The organism is Pseudoalteromonas sp. CO342X (assembly GCF_004208915.1).
Lineage (GTDB): Bacteria > Pseudomonadota > Gammaproteobacteria > Enterobacterales > Alteromonadaceae > Pseudoalteromonas > Pseudoalteromonas maricaloris.
Map to the genome: position 1 here is coordinate 429,663 of NZ_SGPH01000016.1, position 11,982 is coordinate 441,644.

Annotated in this window: 12 protein-coding genes; 1 reads left to right on the forward strand and 11 read right to left on the reverse strand. The window is 43.7% G+C overall.

Annotation, left to right across the window (positions count from 1 at the left end):
• Positions 1-3: 3 nt before the first annotated feature.
• From EXT47_RS08910 to glnS, 7 genes are all read right to left on the reverse strand, one after another.
• On the reverse strand, positions 4-357 hold the full coding sequence (locus tag EXT47_RS08910) for a DUF1428 domain-containing protein (protein WP_130126359.1): 354 nt from the start codon (positions 355-357) through the stop codon (positions 4-6).
• A gap of 14 nt (positions 358-371) precedes the next feature.
• Entirely contained in the window at positions 372-761 is a 390-nt protein-coding gene (locus EXT47_RS08915) for a YciI family protein (protein WP_130126361.1), read from the reverse strand.
• Between the two features lie 85 nt (positions 762-846).
• On the reverse strand, positions 847-1,695 hold the full coding sequence (locus tag EXT47_RS08920; protein ID WP_130126363.1) for a YciI family protein: 849 nt from the start codon (positions 1,693-1,695) through the stop codon (positions 847-849).
• Between the two features lie 153 nt (positions 1,696-1,848).
• A complete protein-coding gene (locus tag EXT47_RS08925; RefSeq protein ID WP_130126365.1) occupies positions 1,849-3,123 on the reverse strand; it encodes an RNA polymerase sigma factor in 1,275 nt (424 codons plus the stop codon).
• A 143-nt stretch (positions 3,124-3,266) separates the two neighbouring features.
• Positions 3,267-3,740, reverse strand: coding sequence for a DUF1203 domain-containing protein (locus EXT47_RS08930; RefSeq protein WP_130126367.1), 474 nt, complete (start codon positions 3,738-3,740; stop codon positions 3,267-3,269).
• Between the two features lie 76 nt (positions 3,741-3,816).
• Positions 3,817-5,643 (reverse strand): protein kinase, encoded by a 1,827-nt coding sequence (locus EXT47_RS08935; RefSeq protein ID WP_130126369.1) that lies wholly within the window; start codon positions 5,641-5,643, stop codon positions 3,817-3,819.
• Between the two features lie 56 nt (positions 5,644-5,699).
• Positions 5,700-7,364, reverse strand: a complete 1,665-nt coding sequence (gene glnS, locus EXT47_RS08940) for a glutamine--tRNA ligase (RefSeq protein WP_130126371.1) — start codon at positions 7,362-7,364, stop codon at positions 5,700-5,702.
• 248 nt (positions 7,365-7,612) lie between these two features.
• Here glnS and EXT47_RS08945 point away from each other — a divergent pair, with 248 nt between their 5' ends.
• Complete coding sequence (locus EXT47_RS08945) at positions 7,613-8,683, forward strand: DUF3083 family protein (protein ID WP_130126373.1); 1,071 nt, start codon at positions 7,613-7,615, stop codon at positions 8,681-8,683.
• Positions 8,684-8,727: 44 nt separating this feature from the next.
• Here the strand turns inward: EXT47_RS08945 and EXT47_RS08950 are convergent, their stop codons facing one another.
• The 4 genes from EXT47_RS08950 to EXT47_RS08965 all read right to left on the reverse strand — a co-directional run bounded on the left by EXT47_RS08950 (position 8,728) and on the right by EXT47_RS08965 (position 11,858).
• Positions 8,728-9,582: a pirin family protein gene (locus EXT47_RS08950; protein WP_130126375.1), complete on the reverse strand. Its 855-nt coding sequence runs from the start codon at positions 9,580-9,582 to the stop codon at positions 8,728-8,730.
• A gap of 92 nt (positions 9,583-9,674) precedes the next feature.
• Positions 9,675-10,082 carry a fosfomycin resistance glutathione transferase gene (gene fos / locus EXT47_RS08955; protein WP_039496029.1) on the reverse strand — a complete coding sequence of 136 codons (408 nt, stop codon included), beginning with the start codon at positions 10,080-10,082 and terminating at the stop codon, positions 9,675-9,677.
• Between the two features lie 100 nt (positions 10,083-10,182).
• Positions 10,183-11,109, reverse strand: a complete 927-nt coding sequence (locus EXT47_RS08960) for an electron transfer flavoprotein subunit alpha/FixB family protein (protein ID WP_039495958.1) — start codon at positions 11,107-11,109, stop codon at positions 10,183-10,185.
• A complete protein-coding gene (locus EXT47_RS08965) occupies positions 11,106-11,858 on the reverse strand; it encodes an electron transfer flavoprotein subunit beta/FixA family protein (protein WP_039495960.1) in 753 nt (250 codons plus the stop codon). Before EXT47_RS08965 ends, EXT47_RS08960 begins: the two co-directional genes overlap by 4 nt.
• Positions 11,859-11,982: the final 124 nt, after the last annotated feature.

Genomic DNA, 11,982 nt, shown 5'->3' on the forward strand with positions numbered 1-11,982 from the left:
AGGTTAACACTCTACTATGGTCTTAAAGCCAACATAGATAAGCCTTTTGCCATCAAACGGCATTGGATTAGCTTCTTGATCGCAAATAGGATCTTTAAATACTTCTGCCATTCCAGCATCACGGACTTCTTTTGAAGGCCAAGTGATCCAGGAAAACACCACAGTTTCATCAGGCTTACATTTTACAGCCAGTGGAAAAGAGGTAAGCGTTCCATCAGGAACATCATCCCCCCATGCCTCGACAACGCGTTCTGCTCCAAACTTTTTAAACACTTTTGCCGCTTTACTGGCGTGCGCCCGATATTCTTCGCGCTTATTGGTGGGTACAGCGCATACAAAACCATCAATATAACTCATCTTTGACCCCTCTCCTATTCACGTCTTTGTGCTTCATAGCTGACATTATTATCGTCTTGCAACTCGCGAACAGGCCGAATTTCGATGCTGCCATAGCGTGCAGGCGGAATTTTGCTAGCCGCTTGGATAGCCTCATTTAAGTCTTTAACATCAAGTAAATAGAAGCCCGCAAGCTGCTCTTTAGTCTCTGCAAAAGGACCATCGGTAATATCAACTTTACCCGCTCGTACCCGCAATGTTGTCGCACTTTGAGTTGAGAGCAACGCGTTACCCCCTATCATCTGCTCGCGGTCTTTTAATGATTCCCCGCACGCGATGCATTCACGGTTAAGTGCGTCCCATTCATCTTGTGAGAGCTTTTCCATTGCTTGTTCATCGTAATAAACCAAAGCGACATATTTCATAGTGTGTCCAGCTCCTTATTAATTGGTATCTGAATAGCGAGCATCTTTTGCTGCTCGCTTTGACTGAGCTACTCCGTACTCGTGGTCAATTAGCGGCGTTACTAGGTAGCATCACCATCCACGCCACACCGAATTTATCAACGACTTGACCATAAAGGGGGGACCAAAATGTTTCTTGTAATGGCATTCTGACCGTGCCACCATCGGCTAGAGCATTGAATGCACGGTGAGCTTCTTGTTCAGAATCAATTGTTATAGACAGGCTAAATCCAGCAAGCGAAGCATCATCACCACAGCCGTCAGATGCAAAAATCTTCATATCGCCAATACTAAACTCACAGTGCATTACTTTATCTGAAAAGTTTTCTGGTATCGCACCATCTGGGATAGGATCTGGACTTTCGTTAAAGCGCATAAGTAGACCGACTTTGGCATATAGATGCTGTTGATAGTATTCAAGTGCCTCTTCGGTACGCCCTGCAAAAAACAAATAATTGCAAACATGCGCGGTTTGCATCGCAATCTTTTGTCTTAATTGTTCTTCGTCTTCGAGGATTTCGCCGCTGGGATCGATATCCGCAAAGTCAGCCATTTCATAAAACGGTCGAACTTCAATATCAGACTCCTCATTCATGGGATTAGGGCAGCGCTTAACCCATTCTAGCGCCTCTTCCATTGATGTTACTTCCCAAACCCAATAACCCGCAATTAACTCATTAGTCTCTGCAAAAGGCCCTTTAGTTACAATGCGCTCTTCGCCTTTAAAACGAACGCGAACTCCCTCTTTACTCGGCTTTAAGCCGTCACCAGAAGTCATTATTCCAGCATCAACTAAAGCATTATTGAATTCTCCCATCGCAGCCATTAATTCCGCGGTTGGTAGCTCCCCTGCTTCAGACCCTTCACTCGCTTTTACAATCACCATTACTTTCATCGTCAATTCTCCTGTTGTCTTTTGCAAATAACCTCAGGTTAAATAGAGCTGAATAACCAAAGGTTACCTGCGGTTTTAGTAAATAAAGAGCTCTATACACTCTAGTCGAATGCATTCTTTAGAGATCGACAAAGTAAGGAAAAATTTTTTTAATTAATTTTCACCGAGCTTGAGAAGCTTTTGTTTGAGAACCCTTTGCTCTGGTAATTGCGTTGTTAAATTGAGAGCAGTTTTAAATGCATTAATCGCACTAGCCGTTCTGCCAGCACGAGATAATAGTTCGCCATAAGCCGCATGAGCCAAGTGATACCTTTGCATTTCTTTGTGCTCAAATAGCCGCTCTATAATGGTAATACCCGCATCAGGGCCGTCTTTCATAGCGATTGCGACCGCTTGGTTGAGCTCAATAACGGGAGACGGGCTCACTTGGTGTAACTGAGCATATAATTCAATGATCTGTGACCAATCTGTCGCCGCGGCGGTTGTCGCAACTGCATGAGTCGCAGAGATAGCCGCTTGAATGGTGTAAAAGCCATATTCACCGGCGCGCATTATTTCAGCGACCAACTGCGTACCTTCTGCAATCATATTTTTACTCCAAAGGCTTCGGTCTTGATCTTCCAGTAAAATGATGTCGCCGCTGGCATTGGTGCGCGCCGCCTTTCTTGCATCACTCAGGAGCATCAGGGCGAGTAACCCCGCCACTTCTGGATCTGGCGTTAGAGAATAAAGTAAACGAGTTAAACGGATGGCCTCCGAAGTCAGCTCACTGCGTATTGCAAGTTCGCCTTGTGTTGCTGAATATCCTTCATTAAAGACCAAATAGATAACTGTCAGCACCGCATCAAGTCGGTTGTTAAAGTCAGTGTCGTCTGGCAGCTCGAACGGAATACGGGCATCACGGATCTTCGCTTTGCCGCGCACAATTCGTTGTGCCATTGTTGTGTTAGACACCAAAAATGCACTGGCAATTTCTTCTGTTGTTAGTCCACAGACCTCCCGCAGAGTAAGCGCAACTTGTACTTTTGGATCAATAGCCGGATGGCAGCAAGTAAAAATTAACCGCAATTGGTCGTCTTCAATTGCATTAGCGCTTTGTTCTTGAGCTTGGCCTGCGATGTCAGAAACCCCCTCCACTTCAGTAGCAGCAACTTCTAGCTTTTCTCTTTGACGTTGCTGTTTACGTATTGCATCAATCGCTTTAAAGCGACCAGTAGAAATTAACCAAGGGACTGGGTTTTCTGGCATGCCTTGAGTTGGCCAATGTTTTAACGCCACATTAAACGCGTCTTGCAATGCTTCTTCCGCTAACTCAAAGTCACCTAGAAGGCGGATCAGTGTGGCGTAAATTTTCCGGCTTTCTTGCTTGTACAGCACTTCTATAGACTTACGAATAGCATTGCTATCGCAAGCAAGTTGATTGCTCATCACTTTCCTTCGTCAGCTAGGTTATCGCCATTTGAATTGGTATAGTCACTATTTCATAAATCAGCAAGAGCCTCAACTTGACACCATCACTCTGAAAGACTCAGCAGATTGGTTTTAGCCTTGGCAGATCCACCTTCTTTTTCCTATACTCTGCTCGCGATGCAATTAAAGCAACCGGGGTTTGCATTGTGAATATGCACATATTCGATTTTATGGTCGTCAAATATGGTATGGAGGCAGTCTTTAATTTCCATTCCTTTTACTATTTGCGCCTCAATCATTACACCCAAGCTGTCGTAGGCCCTGATGGACAGTGATCTGGTTTGCAAGATTTCTGGCACTTCATTTACTTTAGGCTCTGCCAGTACTGCATTTTCCCTCACAAAGATAGGCCCAGAAGAGCGATATGGCGATAAAGTAGTATGGTGCTGATAATGTAATAACAACACCACCTCCCCAATCTCGGCTTCTTGTAGGGAAACGCGACAAGGGTAGCCGGGTTTAGCGTCAACGACGAGCTTCTTGGCATGTAATGCCGCTAGCTCTTCATCACTTAAAGAAAATAAATGCTTAAATTGTTTGTAGTCAATCGCGTTAATTTGAAATTGTGTTGTCATGTTTACCACTCCTGCTTTCACTATAATTAGTGTAAAGAACTAGTAGTTAATGACTGGCCAGAAGTGGTACTAACACCTAAGTGTTAACAACAAATGTTTTGGGGTTTTTGGGAAAGAAAAAGTCAGGCTGACGGTCGCATAAAGCAAACTCACGTGTATTTTTATAGGGCAGCTTCATAAACCCTGCTACGCCATAATCTTGAATACTAACCGCGTATTGCATGATCCGAGTCAGTAGCGCCTTAAATTGCGTTTCTTTATTAGCATCAAGTAGCCGGTAGTAATAATGGATTTTCATCCTATCTTGCAATGATTCAAAAATGATGCAACCTGTATGATGGATCTGATTTAACTCGAACACGCATTGAATTATCTGTCTGGGCAGCTGCAGTTGCTCGTCTGGATCTTTGCCGTCTTCAAAGTATGAATGCGGGCGTGTAATTTCATTGCTCGAAATATCGCTAACGCTAAACTCGAGTTCTGGCAGATGGTCAAATTGGAACGCACCGGTGCCGTCACGAGTCAATTGAATGGTTTGTCGCGCGTCGAACAAACAGCATTTAAACAAGCCTTTTTGTTTGATCCCCTGCGCAATCATTACAGTGGCATTCAACGCGTCTTTAAATGCAAGGCTTAATGTTTCATCATGTAAAATAAGACTCGACTCAACAAATACTTGCGTGTCTTTCCAGTGAAAACTGAGACCACCAACGACCGGGTATTTTGCCAGTCTGCTGATTGAGGCCAAAAAGGCTTTCTCGGTATCGCCGGTATCAAACAAAAACTCTTTATAGTATCTATCTAATTGCGCGTCGTTTACGTCTCTTAGATTGTGTTTATCGTCAGCACGACGCAAAAACTGCTTGCGTGAGCTATAGACGACCGTTTCAGGCTTAACTGTGGTTTCGTAGGTCCAAAAAGGAATGCGGGACTTTTTCTCTGACAGCGTTAAATCCGGTAAATACATTTTTGCCATTGCTGGCATATTACGAACAAAGTAATCCCCTGCGCTATCCCTCGTTGCTTTGTCTTTGCTAAGCATGCCATCCAGCACTTGCGCAAATACTTTTGGCAGCCCCAAAGCGCTAGCAGGAATGACCTGAGCACCAAAACGACATGATTGTGCACTAGCCAGTGCATAAATCGTCGATGCAACGCCTTGTTCATCGAAGCGAGGAGAAGATTGTGCACCCGACATTTGCTCATCGCCAATAAAGTACACATCTCCCATCCGAGCGTTAGTCGTACTTACATCAGATGACATCAAATCCATGATATTGCTGGCGATAGGCTCACCATGCACGTCCACCTGAGCATAGACTGAGCTTCCCCAATCAACCAAAGAGAAACCATCGGAAGCTTCATCCCATACGATATTAGATGGCTTAATATCTCCATGAACAATGGGCTGAGGAGACATGCCATTGCGACGCTCACGCAAATCAACCAACACATTCCTGAGTTTTAGCGCGAGGCTCACCAACTCATGCGCTTTAAAACGGCCCTTTTTGAGTGAGATCTTTTCTAAGTCTTCACCAGGGGCACGCTCCATCATTAAAATGCCTTGCTTTTTTACTCGCTCGAAGGCATAGAAGTTTGGCACCATCGGGTTGTCGATTTGCGACAACATATAGCCTTCATCTTCAAGCCTATCACGCACACTTTGGGCAAGCGTGATCCGAGAAAATTTAAACACCCAGTCTTTCCCCATATCACTTGTACCAGCAAATACGAAGCCAAATGCACCGGAGCCAATTACCTCAACATGTTTATAGCCAAGTTGGCTCAATTGTTTTTTACAGATATTCAGCCATTGACGGTGCTTTTTTGCATCATGATGAGACAGTAAGTAGATGGACTGCTGTTCGTTGATATAGAAGTGTTGGATGGATTTTTCAGACATAATTGTACGCAGAAAAAGTAATAAAAAAGGTCGGCATTAGCCGACCTCATTGGGTATTAACCTTGCTGTTCTATCTTAGCCCACGAATCACGTAGACCAACAGTTTGGTTAAACATTAGCGCTTCTGACTTGTTATCACGACAGAAGTAACCTAAACGCTCAAACTGATAACCTTGTTCAGGTTTAGCGTTTGCAAGCGCTGGCTCAAGTTTGGCATTTGCAATGGTTACCAAAGAGTCTGGGTTTAACACTTCCGTGAAATCTTCAGCAGCCGCTGGGTTTGGCACAGTAAATAGGCGGTCATACTGACGCACTGGCGCTTCAATACAATGTGAAGCAGATACCCAGTGAATTACGCCTTTCACCTTGCGACCATCTTCTGGGTTTTTACCCAAAGTATCAGGGTCGTAACTACAGTAGATTGTCGTAATATTACCGTTTTCGTCTTCTTCAATACGCTCAGCCTTAATCACATAAGCATTACGAAGACGCACTTCTTTACCTAGCACCAAACGCTTGAACTTTTTGTTCGCTTCTACGCGGAAATCTTCTTGTTCGATGTAGACTTCGCGGGTAAACGGTAGCTCACGCTCGCCCATGTCTAATGTTGGGTGATTAGGTGCTTGTAGCATTTCAACTTTATCGGCATCAAAGTTTTCAATGACTAGCTTAACAGGGTCAAGTACCGCCATTGCGCGTGGTGCATTTTCGTTTAAGTCGTCACGGATACACGCTTCAAGCATGCCCATTTCAACCATGTTGTCCATTTTGGTTACGCCAATGCGCTTACAAAATTCGCGAATTGCAGCTGGTGTATAACCACGACGACGAAGACCTGCAATTGTCGGCATGCGCGGGTCATCCCATCCTTCAACATGGTTATCAACAACCAAGTCATTAAGCTTACGCTTCGACATCACCGTGTATTCAAGATTTAAACGAGAAAACTCGATTTGCTGCGGATGACACTCGATGCTGATGTTATCTAGCACCCAGTCGTACAAACGGCGGTTATCTTGGAACTCTAATGTACAAAGTGAATGCGTGATCCCTTCAAGCGCATCGGAAATACAGTGCGTAAAGTCATACATCGGATAGATGCACCACTTATCACCAGTTTGATGATGGTGTGCAAAACGTACACGATAGATGATAGGGTCGCGAAGCACCATAAATGAGCTTGCCATGTCAATCTTAGCACGAAGAACACATTCCCCTTCTTTAAACTCGCCATTTCTCATTTTTTCGAATAAGGCTAAGTTCTCTTCAGGTGAAGTGTCACGATAAGGGCTATTTTTGCCAGGCTCAGTCAGCGTGCCGCGATATTCACGCGCCTGCTCAGGCGACAAGAAGCAAACGTACGCTTTGCCATTTTCGATTAGCTCAACTGCGTAGCTATAGAGCTTGTCAAAGTAATTTGATGAATAGCAAATTTCGCCATCCCATTCGAACCCTAGCCACTGTACGTCTTGTTGGATCGACTTAACGTAATTGATGTCTTCTTTTTCTGGGTTGGTATCGTCAAAGCGTAAGTTGCACTTACCTTGATAATCTTGGGCAATACCAAAATTTAAGCAAATTGATTTAGCATGGCCAATGTGTAAAAAGCCATTTGGCTCAGGTGGAAAACGTGTGTGCGTGGACGCATGTTTGCCACTGGCAAGATCCGCATCAATAATGTTGCGAATAAAGTTTGATGGGCGATTTTCAGTTTCCGCCATAGGAAATCTTTCCTCTGAATTATGCTCTTAGTTAACCTCGGCATTATTACAAAAACTCAGCCGAACTTACAGCAATTATCTGCGCTGTATCAGGATTTATTCATTTGGTTAAATGTTCATCAGATTTTTGTGACAAATTTTGTTCTAGCGCAATATTTCCGTCACAACTTCATCCTATAGTTGCGCCATCTCAGTGTTTATACCACAAACACTGCTTAAGTCACGTTACCGAGGAAAGGACAAAAGTAATGGCTTCAATGAATTTGAATCGTGTTTATATATCAACTAAGGCTAGGAACAATCACTATATTCTTGCTGAGTTTAAACCGGATGATGCATTCTATGCATGTTTTGACTCCAGCAGCGCGTGTTACGAGCGCTTGTCTCGCCAGCTATTCGCACTGTGTGACGAATATGAGCTGCATAATGTACATGTAATTGCGAACGATAAATTGCCGGTGGTGCGTTACCATGACGAAGCCTATACTATGCAAACAGAAAAGCAGATTTTGTTTTTCTATAATCCTAAGTTCCACGAAGCGCACCAAAATTATCTCAATGACGGATACCAAGCGCGTAAAATCCGCTTATTATTTTTAGCCACGGGTAATGAATTACGCGCCAATGCAGCGACCTTCCACAACAAAGTGAAAAAGGTGCTAGATGCACTTAAAGAAGGCTTTTCTCCGCTAGAACCTCAGTTTAGAGTGCGAGACCACCAACATTTAACCTATGACCTATTTGCTAAAGCGAAAGGTGACAAAGAGTCGTATGGTTATAAGTTGCGTGCACTTTACCCACGTTATCAAGCCAGAAACTGCACGTTACCAGAAGAATATAGTGAAATGACCTACGCGACCTTTAACATTCCAGTGTCACGTGCAATAAAAACAGAGTTCCAAAGCCAAATGCGCCCTGGTGATTACGGACAATTCTATCGCACACTAGAAGATGCATTTCTATCTTCTTGTGCCGATAAACAGCTCAATATGGTAGCAATGGTAGCCGATGGCCGTCTGCCTATCATCAGAAGCGCCAAAATCGATAAGTCCGATACTAACCGAGAGCTACAAAAGCTGAGTTTTGATACCGGCTCCGGTGACAATCAAATTTACTCGCTGTTTAACGAAGCAAACCTAATGGACACCATTCGCTTTGTGATCGTTGCCAATGACAAAGACAAAAAAGACATGGGCTATGGTCGTTTTATGAATCACGTAGAAACGGCTATTAAACGCTTTGTTGCGCAACTTCCTGTTAATGTTGAAAAGCAAGATGTCAATGTACGCTTCTTCCAGCATATTAGTTACGACTATTAATAGATAAAAGGGAGCATGTTCTATTAGGGTGTACTTTTGTCACCCTAAGGCAAAGGAATATGCTCCAATTTATCACCGGGGATCATATCGAACCTACCCTCACGCCAATCTTGCTTCGCTTGTTCAATACGGGATTTACTAAAAGAAACAAAGTTCCAATCAATATAAGGGATTTTTTTAAACGCCTCTCCGCCGAGCAATACCACTCTGCTATTCTCATTGAAATGTAATTGCGCGTCGTCGTCTTCAAGTAATACAAATGCTCCTGCACTATATGATTTATTCGACACCACCACTTCGCCGTAAATCACATATACGCCAACTTCTTGTATCTGATAAGGCCTTTCAATATGTCCGCCAGCTTTTGCCATCACATCAACATAAAACATAGGTGAAAATGTTGGGACAGGAGAATGCAAGCCATACGCACTGCCGATAATGACCCTAGCCATCACTCCTTCTAGTTGCCTAGTAGGCAAGTCAAAACGGTTTATATGTGAGAAACTGGGTTCAACTTCAGCATTTTCTTCCGGTAGCGCCACCCAGCATTGCAAACCATGAATAGTATGTGATTGCGCTTTGGTTTCAAACGATTCTCTCTCCGAGTGTACAATGCCGCTCCCTGCCACCATCCAATTTACATCCCCTGGGTGGATCTCTAGTTGATTACCAAGAGAGTCACGATGGAGCAAGTTACCTTCAAACAAATATGTGAGAGTTGCAAGCCCAATATGTGGATGCGGCCTTACATCGATACCATCACCAGCACTGAAGTTACCGGGGCCCATTTGATCAAAAAAGATAAAAGGACCTACCATACGTTTCGCACGCTGCGGAAGTACACGGTTTACTGAAAGACCACCGATGTCATGTGCTTTGCCATTTAGTTGAATTGCCATTACTTTGCTCCATCATGTTTTGTTTTATTATGGAGCTCAGTAACCAGAAGTAAAATACGCAATTAAAGATACAAGCATTCTAGAAAATAGAATCACACCGATTTGTACCAAGTGAGGCCTGAATACGGTTGCTGCTGCAAACTTTTTAACCGACTTTGCAAACTACCACTATGGATCTCGAGTTTGTGATGATCGGGGTCATAAATATAGAGCGAGTCTCCTTCGCTGCTATTTTGCTGCCATAAGCCGACTCCATTATCCAATAATGTTTTAGAAAAAGTTGTAAAGTCTTCGGCAGCAATATTGAACGCTATATGACTGTAATCTGAGCTTGGAGATACCTTACCTAAAGATAAGCAAAGCCATACGTCACCAAGCGCTAAATATGCCCCTTTGTCCCAAGTTACCCAAAGCTCGCATCCCAGCAAGTCGCAGTAAAAATCCAGTGATGTTTTTAGGTTAGACACTGTGATTGTGATGTGATTTAAGCCGGTTAGCACACTCCCTCCGCTAGACATGAAAAAAGCCGCGACCATAGGTACAACGGCTTTAACAACCAGAATTATTTTTCTTGATGTAGGCTAGCTACAAAAAGAAGCGTTACAGTGCCTGTTCAAGCTCTGGTAACGCATCAAATAGGTCCGCAACAAGGCCATAATCAGCCACTTGGAAAATAGGCGCTTCTGGGTCTTTGTTGATAGCGACAATGACCTTAGAATCTTTCATACCTGCAAGATGTTGAATAGCGCCGCTGATCCCAACTGCAATATATAAGTTAGGCGCCACAATCTTACCGGTTTGGCCCACCTGCATATCGTTAGGCACAAAGCCCGCGTCAACTGCAGCACGCGATGCACCAATTGCGGCCCCTAGTTTGTCAGCAATACCATTTAGCAAGGCAAAGTTTTCACCGTTTTGCATACCACGGCCACCTGAAATAACAACCGGTGCGGCAGTTAATTCAGGGCGCTCAGATTCAGTTTGTTCAATGCTCACAAACTCACTCACTTGAGAGGCAATACTTTGCGAGCGATCCTCAATGTCACATGCTGCTTGAGTCTCTACGGCATCAAATGCTGATCCACGCACAGTGATAACTTTTTGTGAGTCTAATGATTTTACAGTCGCAATTGCATTACCCGCATAAACTGGACGCTTAAAGGTGTCTGCATCAATCACATCGATAATTTCTGAGATCTGTGATTTGTCGAGTAACGCCGCGACACGTGGCGCGATATTTTTACCTGTGGTAGACGCTGAAAACAAAATGTGTGAAAAGTCACTTGCTAATTCAACAACTAGCTCAGATGTGTTTTCTGCCAATTGATGTTCGAATGAAGCATCGTCAACAGCAACCACCTTTTGTACGCCAGCGATCTGTGCAGAGTGATTGGCAGCCTCAGCAATGTTGTGACCTGCAACTAATACGGTAATGTCGCTAGCTATTTTTGTTGCAGCAGCAACCACCTTAGCGGTTTCAGGTTTCAATACACCATTTTCATGCTCAGCAATAACTAATACGCTCATGAGATCACCTTTGCTTCTGTTTTTAACTTGTTTACTAACTCTTCAATGCTCTCAACCATCACGCCACCAGAGCGCTTAGCTGGCTCTTCAACTTTCACCAATTCAATACGAGGAGCTAAATCAACGCCTAACGAATCCGCAGCGATTACGTCTAGTGGTTTACGCTTAGCTTTCATGATATTTGGCAATGAAGCATAACGAGGTTCATTTAAACGCAAGTCTGTTGTCACGACAGCTGGAAGTGATAGCGATACCGTTTGCAAACCGCCATCAACTTCACGCGTCACTTGCACTTTATCGCCTTCAACTACAACTTTAGAGGCAAAAGTGCCCTGAGCACGTTTAGTTAACGCCGCTAGCATTTGTCCCGTTTGGTTATTATCAGAATCGATAGACTGTTTACCTAGAATGACCAGCTCTGGAGTTTCTTGTTCCACTACCTTAGCCAGCAGTTTTGCAATGTGTAGAGATTCAAGCTTTGCGTCTGTTTCAATGTGGATCGCTTTATCTGCACCCAGTGCAAGCGCCGTTCTCAATTGCTCTTGGCAAGCTTTATCGCCAATTGATACGGCAATAACTTCCGTTGCGGTGCCAGCTTCTTTTAAACGAACCGCCTCTTCTACTGCGATTTCACAAAATGGGTTGATCGCCATTTTAACATTGCTCAAATCAACATCACTGTTGTCAGATTTGACTCTTGCCTTTACGTTGTAATCAATCACGCGTTTGATTGGCACAAGTACTTTCATGGTTACTCCATCATCTGGTTATTCTCTAAGCTGACGTCTACGTCAACAAATTATTTTATTGGTTTCAGACTACTTCCTGTTGACGTAAACGTCAACCTCAAATAACCTTAGTTTAACGAAAATC